Source organism: Fontimonas sp. SYSU GA230001 (assembly GCF_040066175.1).
Taxonomy (GTDB): Bacteria; Pseudomonadota; Gammaproteobacteria; order Nevskiales; family Nevskiaceae; genus Solimonas.
Genome location: NZ_JBEAAM010000012.1, coordinates 38,137 through 56,778 on the forward strand (window position 1 = coordinate 38,137; position 18,642 = coordinate 56,778).

The following is an 18,642-nucleotide window of genomic DNA, read 5'->3' on the forward strand; positions in this document are numbered from 1 at the left end:
GGCGGCCCTACTTGCCGATGCAGAAGCGCGAGAAGATCTCGCCGAGCAGGGCGTCGCTGGAGACGCGGCCGGTGATTTCGCCGAGCGCGTCCTGCGCCAGGCGCAGTTCCTCGGCGGCGAGTTCGGCGCCGGCGCCTTCGGCGAGGCGGGTCTGTGCATCGGCGACGCAGGCGAGCGTGCGGCGCAGCGCGTCGAGGTGGCGCGTGCGTGCGGAGAACGCGCTCTGGCTGTCTTCGCCCAAGCCGGCGAAGCGGCGCAGCGCGTCGATCAGCGCATCGACGCCGGCGCCGGTGGCCGCGGACAGGAACAGGTGCGTGCGGCCGTCGTCCGTAACTGGCGGCGGCGCGGGGAGCAGATCGCACTTGTTGTGGATCACCAGCGTCGGCAGCGCGGACGGCAGTCCGGCGAGCAGGCGCGCGTCCTCCGCGGTGATGCCGCTGCGCGCATCGACGAGGAACAGCGCCAGCTCGGCGCGCTCGAGCGCGGCGCGCGCGCGGCGCACGCCTTCGCGCTCGACCGGATCGTCGGTGTCGCGCAGGCCGGCGGTATCGACCAGCGTGACCGGCAGCCCGTGCAGGTCGAGGTTCTCACGCAGCACGTCGCGCGTGGTGCCGGGGATCTCGGTGACGATGGCGACCTCGGCACCCGCCAGCCGGTTGAGCAGAGTGGATTTGCCGACGTTGGGCCGGCCGGTGAGGGCGACGGTCAGGCCGTCGCGCAGGCGCCGTCCGCGTCCGGCGTCGGCGAGCAGCACCTGCAGATGTTCGCGCAGCGCGGCGATGCGCTCGCGCAGGCGCGCGTCGCCGAGCCAGTCGATGTCCTCGTCGGAGAAGTCGAGCGCGCCCTCGACCCAGACGCGCAGCGCGGTCAGCTCGTCGGCGACGGCGGTGACGCGCTGCGACAGCGCGCCGTCGAGGGAGCGCTGTGCGGCGCGCGCGGCATCGCGCGTGCCGGCGTCGATCAGGTCGGCGATCGCCTCGGCCTGGGCGAGGTCCAGCCGGCCGTTGAGAAACGCGCGCTCGGAGAACTCGCCGGGACGCGCCGGCCGCGCACCGGCGGCGCAGGCCGCTTCGACGAGGGCCTGCAGCAGCACCGGTCCGCCATGGCCCTGCAGCTCGACCACGTCCTCGCCGGTGAACGAGGCCGGCGCGGCGAAGCGCAGGACCAGACCACTGTCGATCGCCTCGCCGTCGGCCGTGCGGAAGTGCCGCCACGCGAACTGGCGCGGCGGCGGCAGTGCGCCGGCGAGGCGTTCGGCGATGGCCACGGCGCGCGGTCCGGACAGGCGCAGGATGCCGACCGCGCCGCGTCCCGGCGGCGTGGCGATGGCGACGATGGTGTCGGTGGCCGGCGCGCGTGTCACGCGCTCAAATCTAGCGCTTCGCGGCGCGCGCGGCTTCTTCTTTCTCCAGCTTGCGCGTGATGAACCATTGCTGCGCGATGCCGATCAGGTTGCTGACGAACCAGTACAGCACCAGGCCCGACTGGAAGAATGCGAAGAACGCCGTGAGCATGATCGGCATGACGTTCATGATCTTCTGCTGCATCGGATCCATCGCCTGTTGGCCGGACAGCTTCTGCTGCACGAACATCGACGCGCCGAACAGCACCGGCAGCACGTAGTACGGGTCCGGCGAGGTCAGGTCGTTGAGCCAGAACGCGAACGAGGCCTGGCGCAGCTCGACCGATTCGAGCAGCACCCAGTACAGCGCGATGAACACCGGGAACTGCACCAGCAGCGGCCAGCAGCCGGCCAGCGGATTGAAGCCCTCCTTCTTGTACAGCTCCATCATCGCCTTCTGCATGCGCTCGCGGTCGTCGCCGTAGCGTTCGCGGATGTCCTGGATCTTGGGCCCGAACTTCTTCATCTTCGCCATCGAGCGGTATTGCGCTTCGGACAGCTTGTACATCAGCGCCTTGACCAGCAGCGTCAGCAGGATGATGGCGACGCCCCAGTTGCCGGTGAACTTGTGGAAGCTGCTCAGCAGCCAGAACAGCGGCTCGGAGATCGGCGTGAGCACGCCGTAGTCCAGCGTCAGGTCGAAGCCGGGCGCGACGGCGGCGACGCGGTCCTGGAGTTTCGGTCCCAGATAGAGCGGTGTCGTGAAGCGGGCCTCCTGGCCCGGCGCGACGGTCTGCGGTGCACCGAGATACTGCGCCATGTAACCCTGGCCGGCGGCCGGCTTGGCCGCGAACGTGGCCGGCTGATCCTGTGCCGGCAGGATCGCGCACACGAAGTAATGCTGCAGCATCGCGATCCAGCCGCCGGTCTGGCGCGTCTCGTAGGCTTCGTCGGCGAGCTTTTCGAGCTTGGTCTTCTTGAAGCGGTAGCTGCTGCTGGCTTCCTTCTGTTCGTAGAAGCCGACGCCGGTGAAGGTGCTGACGAACGGCGGCTCGCCACCGGTCTTGAACACGGTGCGCGCCAGACGCGCGTAGGGGCTGGCGACGAGTTCGGTGTCGCCGCCGTTGACCAGCTCGTGGATCAGCTCGACACGGTATTCGCCGCGGCGGAAGCGGTAGATCTTGCGCGCCACGTAGCCGGACGCGTCGCGGTATTCGAGCACCGCTTCGACCTGATCGGCACCATCGTCGAGCCGGTACGCAGCCTGCGGCGCGGCGAACGGCGTGCGGTGCGTCACCAGCGGCTGCTGCGCACCGGCGAGCCCGCTCTGCAGGACGAAGTAACGCCCCTGGCGGTCGTCGAGCAGGGCCAGCGCTTCGTCGGGGCGGTCCTTCGACACCGCGTAATTCTTGAGTTCGAGGCGGCGCAGCTCGCCGCCGGTCAGTGCGATCTCCGCGCGCAGGACGTCGGTTTCGACGGTCACGCGCGCGGAATCGGTGCTGACCGGCGCTTCGAGCTGCGCTCGTGCCGCGGGAACCTCGCCCGCGGGCGCGTTGGGCACCGGTTCGTCGGTGATCGCCGGTGCGGCGGTCGCGGCCGGTGCGGCGGGCGTGGCGTAGTCCTTCTCCCAGGCCTGATAGAGGAAGAACAGGACCACACCGAGCAGCGCGATGAGGATGAAGCGGCGGTTTTCCATGGCCTTAAGCGTGAGGTTCCCGGCAGTGCCCGCAGCGCTGCGGATCGGCCGGCGGCGGCACGGGATCGTAACCGCCCGGGTTGAGGGGATGACAGCGCAGCAGGCGGCGGGCAGCGAGCGCGGCGCCACGCAGCGCGCCGTGACGTTCGACGGCCTCGATCGCGTACTGGGAGCAGGAGGGATAGAAGCGGCAGCGCGGCCCGAGCAGCGGGCTCAGCAGCAGCTGATAGCCGCGGATCAGCGCGCGGAGGACTTCAGCGAGGATGCTGCGATGCGGTTCCACAGGCGCTCCAGACTGCGGTCCAGTTCGGCTGCACTGGCCTGTTCGCACCCGGGCCGTGCGAGCAGGACGATATCCACCGCCGGCAGCCGGTGCTGGTGGAGACGAAAACTCTCGCGGATCCTGCGCTTGATGCGATTGCGGTGAACCGCCAGAGGCACCGACTTGCGGGCGATTGCCAGACCCAGTCGTGCGTGGGTCCGGTCGTTGCGGGCGCTGATCGCGGTCAACCAGCGCTCGCTGTGGCGCGAGCCGAGCCGGAATGTGGCGTCGAACTCCGGCGCGGTCAACAGGCGGGCGCGCCGTGGAAAGCGCGCCATGACTCAGGACCGGTCCAGTCCGGGTGTCGCGGGCGCGTCAGGGCACCAGCCGCTTACGGCCCTTGGCGCGGCGGCGCGACAGCACGAGGCGGCCGCCCTTGGTCGCCATGCGCGCGCGGAAGCCGTGCGTGCGCTTGCGACGCAGCTTCTTGGGTTGAAAGGTGCGCTTGGACATGACATCACCCTGTGGTCGGAATGAGGAAAAAAGGGCGCGGAGTGTAGCGGCTGAGCGTTTATCGTTCAAGCCGTCCGAAACGGCGGCGGTGTGCCCCGTCCTGTGGATAAGTGCCGGACGAAGTCTTAGACTGCCGCTCCGTCGTGCGACCGCCGCGGGCCTCCGTCTCCGCCATTACAACGACTACATGCCTCAAGAGGATCTCTGGACTCAGTCCGTGCGCTGGCTCGAAGGCGAGCTGTCGGACAAGGACATCAACACCTGGCTGCGTCCACTGCAACCGGTCGGCGACGACGGCCGCCTGCTGCTGCTGGCGCCCAACCGGCTGGTGCTCGAACGGGTGCGGGAGAGGTTCCTGACGCTGATCGAGCGCGCGGTGCGCGTCATCGGCGGCGAATCGGCGCCGCTGGTCGAGCTCGCAGTCGGTGCCGCCGATTCCCGCCCGGGTGCCGGCGCGGAGACGGTGGCCGGCGACGAGACGCCGATGCCCAGCGTGTCCGGCAAGCTCAACCCGGACTACAGCTTCGCCAATTTCATCGAGGGCAAGTCCAACGCACATGCGCGCGCCGCGGCCCAGCACGTGGTCGAGACGCCGGGCTCGGCCTACAACCCGCTGCTGATCTATGGTGCTTCCGGCCTGGGCAAGACCCATCTGATGCACGCGGTCGGCAATGCCATCGTCGCGCGCAACCCGCGCGCGCGCATCGCCTATCTCGGCGCCGAGCAGTGGATGAACCATTTCACTGCGGCGATCCGTCACGGCCGCACCGAGGAATTCAAGAACCTGTACCGCTCCGTCGATGCGCTGCTGATCGACGACATCCACTTCTTCGCGCATAAGGAACGCACGCAGGAGGAGTTCTTCCACACCTTCAACGCGCTGATCGACGCCCGCAAGCAGATCGTGCTGACCTCCGACCGCTACCCGAAGGACGTGGATGGCATCGACGAGCGCTTGAAGTCGCGCTTCACCTGGGGTCTGTCGGTGGCGGTGGAGCCGCCGGACCTGGAGACGCGCATGGCGATCCTGATGGCCAAGGCCGAGGCCAATCACGTGACGCTGCCCAGGGACGTGGCGCTGTTCGTCGCGCAACGTGTGCGCTCCAACGTGCGCGAACTCGAAGGCGCGCTGCTGCGCCTGACCGCCAGCTCGCGGCTGCGCGGCGAGCCGCTGACCGTGGAGTTCGCGCGCAACACGCTCAAGGACCTGCTCGCGGCCTACGAGCGCATGGTGACGATCGACAACATCAAGCGCACCGTGGCCGGCTACTACAACATCCGCGTCGGTGACCTGAATTCGCCGCGTCGCACGCGCTCGCTGGCGCGGCCGCGGCAGATCGCGATGTGCCTGGCCAAGGAACTGACGCAACACAGCCTGCCGGAAATCGGCGAGGCCTTCGGCAAGGACCATACGACGGTGCTGCACGCGTGCCGCAAGATCGCGGAGCTGCGCGGCGAGGATCTGAAGATCCGCGAGGATTATGAGAACCTGCAGCGGCAGTTGGGGATTTGACGTGGGATGACGGTGGAACAGCGTGTCGAGTCCGCACGGGGACAAGTTGTGGATAATGTTGATGCCCAAGTTACCCACACAATCCGCGACGGCGAGCCGCCCGCGGCCCGGCATGTTTATCATGACGTAAGTTTATGATTTTGAAGTGATAGTACGGGATTATCCCCAGGCCGGGGCAGGGCTTGTTACTGTTAGCTGTCTTTCTTATTGATCCATTGAACAGAACAGCGGGTGAGGCGATGAAACTGCAAGTGGGGAGAAACGAACTGCTGTCGGCCCTGTCGGCGGTGATCGGCGTGGTCGAGCGGCGCCAGACCTTGCCGGTGCTGTCGAATTTCCTGCTCGACTTGAAGGACGACGAACTGGTGGTGACCGCCACCGACCTGGAGATCGAACTGGAGGCGCGTGCGCGCGTGCAGAACCTCGCGCCGGGACGGGCGACAGTGCCGGCGCGCAAGCTGTTCGACATCTGCCGCGGGCTTCCGGAAGGCGCGGATATCGCGCTCGAGGTCGGCGCCGAGAAGGCCCTGCTCAAGTCCGGGCGTAGCAAGTACTCGCTGGCCTGCCTGCGCGCGGAGGAGTTCCCGGCGATGGGCCGCGTGGCCGACGGCCGCGTCGTGGCGCTGCAGCGCCGCCAGCTGAAGACCCTGATCGAGAAGACGCAGTTCGCGATGGCGCAGCAGGACGTGCGGTATTACCTGAACGGCATGCTGCTCGAGGTCAACAGCCGCCGCGTGCGCACGGTGGCCACCGACGGTCACCGCCTGGCCCTCAGCGAGATCGGACTGGACACCGGCGTCGGCGAGCAGACCCAGGTGATCGTGCCGCGCAAGGCGGTGCTGGAACTGCAACGCCTGCTCGACAATACCGAGGAGCCGGTGCAGATCCGGCTCGGCGCCGGACAGATCGAGGCGGATCTGGATGTCGTGCGCATGACCTCCAAGCTGATCGATGGCCGCTTCCCGGACTACGAGCGGGTCGTCCCCGAATCGGGCGACAAGCACCTCGAAGCGGACCGCGAGACGGTCAAGCGCGCGCTGGCGCGCACCGCGATTCTGTCGAATGAGAAGTTCCGTGGCGTGCGCCTGTCGCTGGAGGGCGGCAAACTGACGCTGCAGACACACAATCCGGAGCACGAGGAAGCGGAGGAGGATCTGGAAGTCAGCTACAGCGGTGCCCCGCTAGAGATCGGCTTCAACGTGAACTATCTGCTCGATGCCCTGTCCGCCCTCGACGAGGAGCGGTTCGTAATGGAGTTGAAGAACGCCGACTCCAGCGGTCTGATCCGCGGGGCCAGCAACGCGGCGAGCCGCTACGTCGTGATGCCGATGCGCCTGTAGCCTGCCGGGTGGGGCGCGCATGCGCATCGTCCAGCTCAGGGCACAGAATTTCCGCTTGTTCGAAACATTGAGCCTGCAGACCCACTGCAGGCTCAATTTCATTTTCGGCGCCAACGCCGCCGGCAAGACCAGCCTGCTGGAGGCCCTCTACACGCTGGGTCGTGGCAAGTCGTTTCGCGGCAGTACGCCGGGCGAACTGGCGGGCGTGGCGGGTCGCCACTGGCTGGTTTTCGGGCGGGTCGAGGCGGCGGACACCGAGCCCCGGCACCGCGTCGGCGTCCGCTGGCAGGACGGCGTCGGCCAGGTTCGCGTCGATGGACAGGCCGCGAGAAACCTGGATCTGCTTCGACTGCTGCCGGTCCAGGTGCTGGAGCCGGGCATGCATCGTATGCTGCAGGAGGGCCCCAGCTACCGTCGCAGCTTCCTCGACTGGGGTGTGTTCCACGTGGAACCATCGTTTCTGCCGACGTGGAGCCGGTACCGGCGCGCCCTGCGCCAGCGCAATCAGGCGCTGCGGCAGAACGCCAGCGACCGCGAGCTGGCCGTCTGGGAACCGGAACTGGCGGAAGCCGGGGAGCGGCTCGATGCGCTGCGCCGCACCCACCTCGCCGACATCGGTCCGACCGTGCAGGACCACGTCCGTGTACTGCTCGACGAGGGTGAATGGAATTTCGAGCTACTCAGCGGCTGGGGTCAGGGACTCGCGCTGCGCGAGGCGCTGCTGCGCCAGCGCACGGCCGACCGGCGGCTCGGCACGACGCAGGCCGGGCCGCATCGCGCGGAGCTGCGCGTGCGCGCCGGCGGTCACGGCATCCGGCATCGCATCAGCCGTGGCCAGCAGAAGCTGCTGATCGCGGCGCTGCTGCTGGCGCAGTGCACGGTGATCGGGCGCAGTGCCGGGCGGTACCCGGTCCTGCTGGTCGATGACTTCGGCGCCGAACTGGCGGAACGCTACCAGGCGACACTGCTGGCGGCGCTGGTGCGCTATCCCGGCCAGGTCTTCGTCACCGCCTTCGAGCGCAGCGGCGTGCTGGCGACGGTCGCCGACGCCGCGTTGTTCCACGTGGAACGTGGGGTCCTGCGCCCCGATTCGTAATCCGCCCGCATACACCGCACCCGGCTGGCCGGGTGTCCGGTGCTAAAATCCCGCATTCACCGCCGTTTCCGAACATGACCTCGCTATCGACCGCCCAGAACGTCGCCACCTACGACGAGTCCAGTATCCAGCAGCTCGAAGGCCTGGAGGCGGTGCGCAAACGCCCGGGCATGTACATCGGCGATACCTCCGATGGCACCGGCCTGCACCACATGGTGTTCGAGGTGGTCGACAACGCCGTGGACGAGGCGCTCGCCGGTCACTGTGACGACATCGTCGTCACCATCCACACCGACAACTCGATCTCGGTGTCCGACAACGGCCGCGGCATCCCGGTCGGCATCAAGTTCGACGACAAGCATGAGCCGAGACGCTCGGCCGCCGAGATCGTCATGTGCGTGCTGCACGCCGGCGGCAAGTTCAACCAGAACAGCTACAAGGTGTCCGGCGGACTGCACGGCGTCGGCGTGTCCTGCGTCAACGCGCTGTCCAAGTGGCTCAAGCTGACCATCCGCCGCGACGGCAAGAAGCACTTCATGGAGTTTCATCGCGGCACGCCGGTGGACCGCGTCATCGAGATCCAGAACGGCGTCGAGGTGTCGCCCCTCAAGGTCATCGGCGACACCGACGCGCGCGGGACCGAGGTGCACTTCCTCGCCGACGACGAGATCTTCGGCAAGATCGAGTACCACTACGAGATCCTCGCCAAGCGCCTGCGCGAGCTGTCCTTCCTCAACAACGGCGTGCGCATCCGCCTGATCGACGAGCGCAGCGGCAAGGAGGAGGACTTCGCTTTCGCCGGTGGCGTGAAGGGCTTCGTCGAGTACATCAACCGCGCCAAGACGGTCCTGCATCCGACCGTGTTCCATGCCAGTGGCACGGCCGAGGTGTCCACCGGCGGCGTGCCGGTGTCGGTGACCGTCGAGGTCGCGATGCAGTGGAACGACAGCTACGCCGAGCAGGTGCTGTGCTTCACCAACAACATCCCGCAGTCGGACGGCGGCACGCACCTGACCGGGCTGCGCGCGGCGATGACGCGCGTGATCAACAAGTACATCGAGGAAAACGAGATCGCCAAGAAGGCGAAGGTGGACATCACCGGTGACGACATGCGCGAGGGTCTGGCCTGCGTGCTGTCGGTGAAGATGCCGGACCCGAAGTTCGCGTCGCAGACCAAGATGAAGCTGGTGTCGAGCGAGGCGCGGCCGGCGGTCGAGGAGGTGGTCGCCGCCAAGCTCGCGGAATTCCTGCTCGAACGGCCGGTCGAGGCCAGGACCATCTGCGGCAAGATCGTCGAGGCGGCGACCGCGCGCGAGGCGGCGCGCAAGGCGCGCGAGATGACACGGCGCAAGGGCGTGATGGATGGCATCGGCCTGCCCGGCAAGCTCGCCGACTGCCAGGAGAAGGACCCGGCCAAGTCGGAACTGTTCCTGGTCGAGGGTGACTCCGCCGGCGGCAGCGCCAAGCAGGGCCGTGACCGCCAGTTCCAGGCGATCCTGCCGCTGAAGGGCAAGATCCTCAACGTCGAGCGCGCCCGTCTCGAAAAAATGCTTTCATCTCAAGAGGTTGCGACGCTGATCACGGCGCTGGGCTGCGGCATCGGCAAGGACGACTTCAGGCCGGAGAAGCTGCGCTACCACCGCATCATCATCATGACCGACGCCGACGTGGACGGCGCGCACATCCGCACGCTGCTGCTGACCTTCTTCTACCGCCACATGTACACGCTGATCGAGCAGGGCCACATCTACATCGCCCAGCCGCCGCTGTACAAGCTCAAGGCCGGCAAGCAGGAGACCTACGTCAAGGACGACCACGAGCTGGACGCCTGGCTGATCGGCAACGCGCTCGACGGCGCCAGCCTGAGTGTCGCCGGCCACACGGTGGCCGCGGACGCGCTGGCGGCGGCGGTGCGCGAATACGCGGCGGTCGCCGAACTGATCGAGCGCCTGGCGCGCCGTTACGACCACCATGTGCTGACGACCCTGGCGCGGCTCGCGCCGGTGCCGGACAGCGCCGAGGCGCTGGCGGCCTGGGTGCCGCGCTACCAGGCGGCGCTCGACGGTGCCGGTTTGCGCGGCCAGTTCCACGTCAGCGCGCGCCTGGGCAGCGAAGGGCCGGTGCTGCAGGTCAGCCGCAGCATCCACGGCAATGTCCAGACCTTCAACTTCAACAGCGATTTCTTCTCCGGCCCCGAATACGGCCGCATCGCCCGCCTGCGCGAGCAACTGCGTGAATTGACCGGAGCCGATGCCGAAGTCCGCCGCGGCGAGCGCAGCCAGACCGTGACGGACTTCGACGAGACCTACGCCTGGCTGATCGGCGAGGCGCGCCGCGGCCTGCACATCCAGCGCTACAAGGGCTTGGGCGAGATGAACCCCGAGCAGCTGCGCGAGACGACGCTCGATCCGAAGAATCGCCGCCTGGTGAAAGTGGACGTCGACGACGCGGTCGCCGCCGATCAGATCTTCACGACGCTGATGGGCGAGCACGTCGAACCGCGCCGCGAGTTCATCGAGAAGAACGCGCTGCTGGTCGGCAACCTGGACCTGTAAGACCGGTGAGCGCGCTGCGCCGCCCGGCGACGGTCGTCATCACCGGCTGCTCCGGCGGCATCGGCCGCGCGCTCGCGCGCGAGTTCCACGCGCGCGGCTGCACCGTGTACGCGACCGCGCGCCGGCCCGAGACGCTGTCCGATCTCGCCGCGCAGGGCCTGCGCACCGCGGCGCTGGACGTCTGCGACGACACGAGCATCCGCGCGTTCGCGCAGCAGCTGCGTGCGGACGGCGCCGGCATCGACGTGCTGGTCAACAACGCCGGCTACGGGCAGATGGGGCCGCTGTTCGACCTCGACAGCGCCGCACTGCGTGCGCAGTTCGAGACCAATGTCATCGGCCCGATCGCGCTCACGCGCGCGCTGCTGCCGCTGATGCTGCCGCAGCGCGCTGGACGCATCGTCAACGTCGGCAGCGTCTCCGGCATCCTCGTCACGCCCTTCGCCGGCGCCTACTGCGCCAGCAAGGCGGCGGTACACGCGCTGTCCGATGCCTTGCGCATGGAACTCGCGCCGTTCGGTATCGAGGTGCTCGTCGTGCAGCCGGGCGCGATCCAGTCGGACTTCGGTGCGGCGGCCTCGCAGCGCGTCGCCCGCGCACCGGATTCGCTGTACGCCGCGGCCGGGGACGGCATCGCCGCGCGCGCCAACGCCTCGCAGCAGCACGCGACACCCACCGCCGAGTTCGCCCGTCGGATGGTCGATGCGGTCCTCGCCGACCGGGTCGCGCCGGTGATCCGGCTGGGCAACGGCAGCACGCTGCTGCCTTGGCTGGCGCGCTGGCTGCCGACGCGCCTGCGCGACCGCCTGCTCAGCCGGCGCTTCCGGCTCGATCGCCTGCGTCCCTGAGCGCCGCCCGGCCGGCAGCGGGCGGGTACACTCTGCCGCGACGAGGCACCCGACTTCAGGAGCGTCCATGCGGATTGGCGTTGTCGCCGATGCGAGCTGCGATCTGCCCCCGGAATTCTTCCGCGAGCACGGCATCCACATCCTGCCGATCACCATCCGTCTCGGTGACGAGCAGCTCGTCGATACGCGCGATCCCGAGCAGACGCTGCGCTTCTACGCCGAGCAGCTCGCCGCGAAGGGCTACGACGCGGAAACACAGCCCTTGAGCGCCGACCAGATCCGCGAGCTGTTCCTCGACCGTCTCGTCCTCGACTACGACTACGTCTTCTGCATCACGATCACGGCGACGCGCAGCCCGATCTTCGAGAACGCCACCAAGGCTTCGTTCGCGATCCTCAGCGACTACAAGGCCACGCGCAGCGGCGCCGGCGTCGGCGGACCGTTCGCACTGCGCGTGGTCGATTCACGCAACATGTTCTCGGGCACCGGTGTGCTGGTCGCCGAAGCGGCCAAGCTCGCCCGCGCCGGCGCGCCGCCCAACGACATCCGCCGCCGCCTCGATGAATTGCGCGAGCACATCTGCGGCTACATGGTGCCGGGCGATCTCTATTACATCCGCAACCGCGCGATCAAGAAGGGCGAGAAGAGCGTCGGCCTGATCAGCTACGCGATCGGCTCGGCACTCGACATCAAGCCGGTGATCCTCTGCTATCGCGGCGAGACCCAGCCGATCGCCAACATCCGCAGCCACGAGCGCGCCGTCGAGCGGATGCTGATCCACGTCGCCCACCAGATCGAGCTCGGCATCGACACCCGGCACGTCTGCGTCAGCTACGGCGGCGATCCCACCGAGATTCCCACCCTGCCCGGCTACGAGCGGCTGGCGGCCGCGGCACGCAGCCAGGGTGTCGAGCTGCTGTCGAGCATCATGTCGGCGACCGCGGCGGTCAACGCCGGCGCGCGCTGTGTCGCCGTGGCCTATGGCGGGGAGTTGCGCAGCTTCGGGGACTAGCGATTCTGGAGAGCGGAGGGGCAGATCATGAAAACGGTCGCGCTGCACAATCTCAAGGGCGGTGTCGGCAAGACCGCCGCCGCGGTCAACCTCGCCTATCTCGCCGCCGCAAACGATGTCCCGACCCTACTCTGGGACCTCGACCCGCAGGGCGCTTCGAGCTGGTATTTCCACGGTCAGCCGCAACACGAGAAGACCAAAAACGTGCTGCACGGCGCCACGCCGGTGTCGCGCCTGGTCACGCCCTCGCCCTATGCGAACCTGAGCCTGATCCCGGCGGACTTCTCGTACCGCTATCTCGACGTCATGCTGAGAAAGGTCGAGCCGCCGCGGCAGGCGCTGCGCCGCCTGCTCAAGCCGTTCGCTGGCGACTACGCGCTGGCGATCCTCGACTGCCCGCCGAGCCTGTCGCACCTGGCCGACAACGTGTTCGCCGCCGCCGACCTCGTGCTCGCACCGGTGGTGCCGACCTGGCTGTCGCTGCGCGCGCTCGAACAGGTCGAGGACTACCTGCGCGACGCGGGCTTCGACCCATCGCGGCTGCGGCCGTTCTACTCGATGGCCGATCGCCGCCGGCAGCTGCATCGCGAGCTGATCGAACGGCGGCCGCAGGCGATGGCGCGCGGCCTGCATGCCGTCATCCCCTATGCGTCGATGGTCGAACGCATGGGCGAGCGGCGCGCGCCGATGGCTGCGTTCGCACCGTCAGACGACCCCGCCCTGCTCGCCTACGCCGAGCTGTGGCTGGAGCTCAAGGCGATGCTCAAGCTGTAGATATTTCCGCGCAGCCGAGACATGCGCGCGGACCTTGGTCCATACTGCCGGACGCGGCAACGACGGCCAGAGCGGTTTCCGCACGGGCTTCCACCAGCCATCCGAGGAGCATCCCATGAACCCGACATCATCCGAAGGATCCGGCCCGCAGCGGCGCCGGCACCCCGCACGTCTCGTCCTGCTGTTGTGTGCCGGCGCGCTCGCGCTCGCGGCCTGCGGCGGCGGTGGCGGTGGTGGTGGTGGTGACGATGGACCACAACCCACGCTGCCCCCGTCCGGGACGATCAATCCGGGCGACGCCAACGCCGTGATGCAGTCCATCGCCGTGAAGGTGGGCGACTTCTCCGGCAGCCTGACCAGCGGCAACATTCCGGCGCAGTCCGCCAATGACCCGAAGGTCGAGTCGGTGCAGGCCAATACGCCGGCCAGCAACGGTTCGACCGCGCAGGTGCCGGTGACCATCAATGCCAGCGCCGCGCTGTCCGCGCTGTTCCTGAAGGTTCCCGGCGCCAACAGCCTGATCACCGTCAACCTGTCCGGCGGCGGCGGCAAGGCGCTGTCCGATCAGAAGGCGGCGTTCATGGCCAATGGCAATCCCAAGGCGCTCGACACCTTCAACGTCGATGTGACGCTACCGCCGAACATCGGCGAGGGCTTTTTCGACGTCGATGTCGCGGTCCAGGACAGCGCCGGCAACGTGTCCAACACGGGCCGCGGCCGCATCACCATCGCGCGCGTCGGCACCGGCAAGCTGCAGTTCTCGCTGAGCTGGGATGCCGAGGTGGACCTCGACCTGCACGTCTTCGAGCCCGATGGCAACGAGATCTATTACGGCAATCCCGGGCCCTCGGCCTCGGGTGGCGAGCTCGATATCGACGATCTCAACGGGCCGGCATCCAGCGGTCGTCCGGCGGGCGAACCGGAAGGCGTCGAGAATGTCTTCTATGACAGCGCGGCGCCGACCGGCATCTACACGGTGCGCATCAACTACTTCAGTGGTCAGCTGGCGGCGAATTTCGTGGTCACCGTGTCCGCCGACGGGCAGGTCCTCGACACCATCTCCGGTGCGAACTTCCAGGCGCAGAACGGCTGCGTACGGGTGTACCGGCTCAACTACGGCGGCAGTGCCGCCAATTCGCAGGGCACGATCTCCAACCCGGTGCTGACACCGGACCCGGTGGGCGCCTGCGGCGGCTGACGGACGTTTGACCGCGCAGGCCGGCCGGCAGCGGTGCACGCCGGCCGGCCTGCGCGCTACTGCTCCGCAGCAAGCACCAGCGCCTGCAGTCGCGACAGTCGCCCGGACAGTTCGGACTCGGTGTTCGCCGTCACCGTGGCATGCCCGACCTTGCGCTGCGGCTTGGGGGTCTTGCCGTAGTGGTGGATGTGTACGCCGGCGATCGCGGCGACCGCGGCGTCTGCCGGGGCACGTCCGATGTAATTGACCATCGCCGAAGGGCCGCGCATCGCCGTCGAGCCCAGCGGCAGGCCGGTGATCGCGCGCAGGTGGTTCTCGAACTGCGAACACTCGGCGCCCTCGATCGTCCAGTGCCCGGAGTTGTGCACGCGCGGCGCGATCTCGTTGGCGAGCAGGTGCCCGCCGGCGACGAAGAACTCGAAGGCGAGCACGCCGACATAGCCGAGATGCTCGACGACGCGGCGCGCGTAGTCCTCGGCCTCGGCCTGCAGCGGATCGTCGGCGCGCGGCGTCGCCACGCGCAGGATGCCGTCGCGGTGCACGTTCTCGACCACCGGATAGAACGCCAGTCCGCCCCGCTTGCCGCGAACGGCCAGGCACGACAGTTCGCGCTCGAACGGCACGAAGGCTTCGAGGATCAGGGGCTGCTGCCCGAGCCGTGCCCAGGCCGCGTCCAGGTCCTGCGCCGTGCGCAGCACCGCCTGGCCCTTGCCGTCGTAACCCAGCCGCCGGGTCTTGAGTACCGCCGGCAGTCCGATCACGCGCACGGCGACGTCGAGCGCCTCGCGCGTGGCCACCGGCATGTAGCGCGGCACCGGGATCTTCAGGCTGTCGAACAGCGTCTTCTCGGACAGCCGATCCTGGCCGACGGTCAGCGCGACCGGCGCCGGCAGCAGCGGCACGCGCGCGGCGACGAACTCCGCGGTGCGCGCCGGCACGTTCTCGAACTCGTAGGTGGCGACGTCGATCTGCCGGCAGAACTCGGCCAGCGCATGTTCGTCATCGTAGGGCGCGTAGATGTGCTCGCCCAGCGGTGCCGCGCAGGCCTCCGTCGCCGGATCGAGGAAGACGAAGTCGAGGTCCAGCGGATAGCCCGCCAGGCCGAGCATGCGGCCGAGCTGGCCGGCGCCGAGGATGCCGATCTTCATTGCGTCCCCCGTGGCCGCACGCTCACTTGAGGCTCGGTGCGGGCTCGTCGAGCACCGCCTGCGTCTGCCGGCGCCGGAACGCGGCGAGGCGGCGCGCCAGCGCGGCGTCGCCGGTGGCGACGATCGCGGCGGCCAGCAGCGCGGCGTTGACCGCCCCGGCCTTGCCGATGGCGAGCGTCGCCACCGGGATGCCGGCCGGCATCTGCACGATCGACAGCAGCGAATCGAGGCCGTTGAGCGCTTTCGACTGCACCGGCACGCCCAGCACCGGCAGCTGCGTCTTGGCCGCGCACATGCCCGGCAGATGCGCGGCGCCGCCGGCGCCGGCGATGATCGCCTTGAGGCCGCGCTTCTGCGCGCTTTCCGCATACTCGAACAGAAGATCCGGCGTGCGATGCGCGGACACGACGCGTGCCTCGTGCGGCACGCCGAGATCTTCGAGGGTCTGAACGGCGTGCATCATGGTGTCCCAGTCCGATCGGGACCCCATGATCACGCCCACCAGAGGATTGGATTTCTTCGGCACTTCGCGCTGCCCTTGCAGCCGGAAAGCCGGCGATTATCCCACCGTCGGCGTCGGGCTGCATGTCGGCGCGCATCGCCGCGACGACCGCCCGGATCGGGCCGTCAACGCGCCTGCAGGTCGAACTCGACCTGCACATCGGCGCCGATGCGGATCTCGCCCGTGCTCAGCCCCATCTCCTGGTTGCCGGAATCAAACGCCGCTTCGGCGCCGCCGCGCGCGGCCATAACCCGGTAGGGCACCGGCGGCGGCAGCGCGGCGCTGGACTCACGCACGATGCGCGCGTTGCCCAGCTTCACGTCCAGCGCCTGCGCCAGCGTCTCGGCCTTGGCGCGCGCGTCCTTCGCCGCCTTGGCCAGCGCCTCGCGGCTCAGTTCGTCGGCGCGACTGGACTCCAGCACCGGCGCGCTGATGTGGTTGACGCCGGCATCGGTCGCGCGCAGCAGGACGTCGCCGAGCTGCTCGAGATTGCGCACGACGACCTGTAGATCGCGACGTGCGCGATAGCCGGTCAGCACCTGGCGGCGCTTTCTTTCGTCCCAGATGTACTCCGGCTGCAGCGAGGTGCTGCTGGTGGCCAGGTCCTCGGCCTTGATGCCCAGCGCCCTGAAAGCATCGAGCGCGCGGCGCACGACGGCGTTGACCTCGCTCTCGGCGGCTTTCACTTCGCTGTTGAGAGCATCGACCGCGAGCGCGACGCGTGCCCGGTCCGGCAGCGAGGTCACCTCGCCGTGGCCGCTGACCGCGATGGTCGGCGGCGGCGGTGCTTCGGCTCCAGCCGCAGCCATGCAGGTGCCCACGAGCAGGACCGCGATCCAGCGGCTGATCAAGTTCATACGCTGCGTTCTCCAATGACCGTGACGGCGTCACCATGATGCAGGGTTTCGGCGCCGCGCACGACTGGCACGGATGCGGCTCGGACGACGGGCGTTTAAACTTCGGCTCCTCTCCCTGTGGCCGGTCGCCGCAGCAGCCCAGATTCCACATGAGCGCCCTCTACGAACCCGTCACCCTGAGCCGGGATGTCATCGGCATCCTGATCCCGCAGGGCACCAAGGTCGAGCTGCCCGAGGGCGCCCACGGCGCGATCACGCAGGCGCTCGGCGGCAGTTTCACCGTGCAGGTCGAAGGTCATCTGTTCCGCATCGATGGCAAGGACGCCGACGCCATCGGCAAGGAAGTGCAGAGAGGCCCGGACATTCCCGCCGACGCCAGCGACGAGGAACTGGAAAAGGCCGTGTGGGCGCAGCTGCACACCTGCTACGACCCGGAGATCCCCGTGGACATCGTCGAGCTGGGGCTGGTCTATGACTGCAAGATCGAACCCGCCGGCGACGGGCGGCGCCGCGCTCGCGTGCGCATGACCCTGACCGCGCCCGGCTGCGGCATGGGCGAGATCCTGGTGCAGGACGTCAAGTCCAAGGTCGAATCGCTGCCGACGATCGCCGAAGCGGAGGTCGAGCTCGTGTTCGATCCGCCGTGGAACCAGTCGATGATGTCGGAGGCCGCGCGCCTCGCGACCGGCATGTTCTGAGACGGGCCGGCGCATGTCGGAGACGGTCACCCGCGGCATCCGCATCGTCGTCCGGCCGCGTTTCGTGCCGGAACAGTCCGATCCCGAGCGCGGCCAGTATCTGTTCGCCTACCACATCACCATCCGCAACGAGGGCAGCGAGACCGTGCAGCTGCTGTCGCGCCACTGGGTCATCACCGATGGTGAGGGCAAGGTCGAGGAAGTGCGCGGCCCCGGCGTGGTCGGCTACCAGCCGATCCTCCAGCCGGGCGAGGACTTCCAGTACACCAGCGGTTGCCCGCTGACGACGCCGATCGGCACCATGCACGGCGAGTTCCACATGGTCGTGCAGGCCAGCGGCGAGGCCTTCGATGCGCGCATCAGCCCGTTCCGGCTCGCCGTGCCGCGTGTCCTGAACTGACCTCAGCGCTGGCAGCGCGGACAGTAGAACGACGAACGCTGGCCGAGGACGACGCGGCGGATCACCGTGCCGCAGCGCCGGCACGGCTCGCCGTCGCGGCCGTAGACGAACAGTTCCTGCTGGAAGTACCCGGACTCGCCGCGCGCGCCGGCGAAGTCGCGCAGCGTCGTGCCGCCCAGCGCGACCGCTTCGGCGAGCACCGCGCGGATCGCCTGCGCGAGGCGATCGCAGTCGGCGCGGGTCAGGCGCCCGGCGGCGCGCGTCGGGCGGATGCCGGCGCGGAACAGCGCTTCGGTCGCGTAGATGTTGCCGGCGCCGACGACGATACGGCCGTCCATGATGAAGGTCTTCACCGCCGCGCTGCGTCCGCGTGCGGCGGCGTACAGATAGGCGCCGTCGAAGTCCGGCGCGAACGGTTCCGGCCCCATTCCGGACAGCAGCGCGTGCGTCTCCTCGCCGCGCGGCCACAGCAGCATCGCGCCGAAGCGGCGCGGGTCGTGGAAGCGCAGCACGCGGCCGCTGCCCAGTTCCCAGTCGATGTGATCGTGCTTGCGCGGCGGTGTCTCGGCGTCGAGCACGAGGATGCGGCCGGACATGCCCAGGTGCAGCAGCACGCGGTCGCCGGAGTCGAGATGCGCGATCAGGTACTTGCCGCGACGCTCCAGACGCTCGACGCGGCGGCCGGCGACGCGCGCCGGCAGATCGGCGGGCACCGGCCAGCGCAGCCGGCTCTCGCGCACGCGCACCGCGCGTACCACCTGGCCCGCCAGATACGGATCGAGGCCGCGGCGGACGGTTTCGACTTCGGGCAGTTCCGGCATGGGGTGCGCCGTGCACGAGCCGGGGCCGTCCGTGGCGCCGACTCTCAAAACAGGCGGAATCCGCTCC

Annotated in this window: 19 protein-coding genes; 10 read left to right on the top strand and 9 right to left on the bottom strand. The window is 68.7% G+C overall.

Annotated features, from left to right (window positions below; genetic code table 11):
• Nucleotides 1–7: 7 nt before the first annotated feature.
• Genes mnmE through rpmH form a run of 5 tightly spaced genes read right to left on the bottom strand, consistent with a single transcriptional unit; the run spans nt 8 to nt 3,813 of the window.
• Nucleotides 8–1,363, bottom strand: a complete 1,356-nt coding sequence (gene mnmE / locus AAG565_RS07590) for a tRNA uridine-5-carboxymethylaminomethyl(34) synthesis GTPase MnmE (protein WP_348818970.1) — start codon at nt 1,361–1,363, stop codon at nt 8–10.
• Between the two features lie 10 nt (nt 1,364–1,373).
• Nucleotides 1,374–3,038 (bottom strand): membrane protein insertase YidC, encoded by a 1,665-nt coding sequence (gene yidC, locus AAG565_RS07595; protein ID WP_348818971.1) that lies wholly within the window; start codon nt 3,036–3,038, stop codon nt 1,374–1,376.
• A gap of 4 nt (nt 3,039–3,042) precedes the next feature.
• Complete coding sequence (yidD, locus tag AAG565_RS07600) at nt 3,043–3,321, bottom strand: membrane protein insertion efficiency factor YidD (protein ID WP_348818972.1); 279 nt, start codon at nt 3,319–3,321, stop codon at nt 3,043–3,045.
• A complete protein-coding gene (gene rnpA / locus AAG565_RS07605) occupies nt 3,276–3,638 on the bottom strand; it encodes a ribonuclease P protein component (RefSeq protein ID WP_348818973.1) in 363 nt (120 codons plus the stop codon). Before rnpA ends, yidD begins: the two co-directional genes overlap by 46 nt.
• 37 nt (nt 3,639–3,675) lie before the next feature.
• Entirely contained in the window at nt 3,676–3,813 is a 138-nt protein-coding gene (rpmH, locus tag AAG565_RS07610; RefSeq protein WP_348818974.1) for a 50S ribosomal protein L34, read from the bottom strand.
• Nucleotides 3,814–4,000: 187 nt separating this feature from the next.
• Between rpmH and dnaA the strand changes: the two genes are divergently transcribed.
• The 8 genes from dnaA (at nt 4,001) to AAG565_RS07650 (ending at nt 14,149) form a co-directional block, all read left to right on the top strand.
• Complete coding sequence (dnaA, locus tag AAG565_RS07615; RefSeq protein ID WP_348818975.1) at nt 4,001–5,326, top strand: chromosomal replication initiator protein DnaA; 1,326 nt, start codon at nt 4,001–4,003, stop codon at nt 5,324–5,326.
• Nucleotides 5,327–5,565: 239 nt separating this feature from the next.
• Nucleotides 5,566–6,666, top strand: coding sequence for a DNA polymerase III subunit beta (gene dnaN, locus AAG565_RS07620; RefSeq protein ID WP_348818976.1), 1,101 nt, complete (start codon nt 5,566–5,568; stop codon nt 6,664–6,666).
• 19 nt (nt 6,667–6,685) lie between these two features.
• Nucleotides 6,686–7,762, top strand: a complete 1,077-nt coding sequence (gene recF, locus AAG565_RS07625) for a DNA replication/repair protein RecF (protein ID WP_348818977.1) — start codon at nt 6,686–6,688, stop codon at nt 7,760–7,762.
• 74 nt (nt 7,763–7,836) lie between these two features.
• The gene (gene gyrB / locus AAG565_RS07630; RefSeq protein WP_348818978.1) at nt 7,837–10,317 is read left to right on the top strand and encodes a DNA topoisomerase (ATP-hydrolyzing) subunit B; all 2,481 of its coding nucleotides are present in this window, start codon (nt 7,837–7,839) and stop codon (nt 10,315–10,317) included.
• 5 nt (nt 10,318–10,322) lie between these two features.
• Nucleotides 10,323–11,165 (top strand): SDR family oxidoreductase, encoded by an 843-nt coding sequence (locus AAG565_RS07635; protein ID WP_348818979.1) that lies wholly within the window; start codon nt 10,323–10,325, stop codon nt 11,163–11,165.
• A gap of 67 nt (nt 11,166–11,232) precedes the next feature.
• Nucleotides 11,233–12,177 carry a DegV family protein gene (locus AAG565_RS07640; protein WP_348818980.1) on the top strand — a complete coding sequence of 315 codons (945 nt, stop codon included), beginning with the start codon at nt 11,233–11,235 and terminating at the stop codon, nt 12,175–12,177.
• A gap of 27 nt (nt 12,178–12,204) precedes the next feature.
• Complete coding sequence (locus tag AAG565_RS07645) at nt 12,205–12,951, top strand: AAA family ATPase (RefSeq protein WP_348818981.1); 747 nt, start codon at nt 12,205–12,207, stop codon at nt 12,949–12,951.
• A gap of 115 nt (nt 12,952–13,066) precedes the next feature.
• Nucleotides 13,067–14,149, top strand: a complete 1,083-nt coding sequence (locus AAG565_RS07650) for a hypothetical protein (RefSeq protein ID WP_348818982.1) — start codon at nt 13,067–13,069, stop codon at nt 14,147–14,149.
• Nucleotides 14,150–14,205: 56 nt separating this feature from the next.
• Here the strand turns inward: AAG565_RS07650 and AAG565_RS07655 are convergent, their stop codons facing one another.
• From AAG565_RS07655 to AAG565_RS07665, 3 genes are all read right to left on the bottom strand, one after another.
• A complete protein-coding gene (locus AAG565_RS07655) occupies nt 14,206–15,297 on the bottom strand; it encodes a 5-(carboxyamino)imidazole ribonucleotide synthase (RefSeq protein ID WP_348818983.1) in 1,092 nt (363 codons plus the stop codon).
• 22 nt (nt 15,298–15,319) lie between these two features.
• Nucleotides 15,320–15,787: a 5-(carboxyamino)imidazole ribonucleotide mutase gene (gene purE, locus AAG565_RS07660; protein ID WP_348818984.1), complete on the bottom strand. Its 468-nt coding sequence runs from the start codon at nt 15,785–15,787 to the stop codon at nt 15,320–15,322.
• 137 nt (nt 15,788–15,924) lie between these two features.
• Nucleotides 15,925–16,656, bottom strand: coding sequence for an SIMPL domain-containing protein (locus tag AAG565_RS07665; protein WP_348818985.1), 732 nt, complete (start codon nt 16,654–16,656; stop codon nt 15,925–15,927).
• 149 nt (nt 16,657–16,805) lie between these two features.
• On the opposite strand from AAG565_RS07665, the gene sufT reads away from it, so the two are divergent.
• Nucleotides 16,806–17,354, top strand: coding sequence for a putative Fe-S cluster assembly protein SufT (sufT, locus tag AAG565_RS07670; protein ID WP_348818986.1), 549 nt, complete (start codon nt 16,806–16,808; stop codon nt 17,352–17,354).
• A 13-nt stretch (nt 17,355–17,367) separates the two neighbouring features.
• Nucleotides 17,368–17,754, top strand: coding sequence for a Co2+/Mg2+ efflux protein ApaG (apaG, locus tag AAG565_RS07675; RefSeq protein WP_348818987.1), 387 nt, complete (start codon nt 17,368–17,370; stop codon nt 17,752–17,754).
• 2 nt (nt 17,755–17,756) lie between these two features.
• On the opposite strand, the gene mutM is transcribed toward apaG, so the two are convergent.
• Entirely contained in the window at nt 17,757–18,575 is an 819-nt protein-coding gene (gene mutM / locus AAG565_RS07680; protein WP_348818988.1) for a bifunctional DNA-formamidopyrimidine glycosylase/DNA-(apurinic or apyrimidinic site) lyase, read from the bottom strand.
• Between the last annotated feature and the right edge of the window lie 67 nt (nt 18,576–18,642).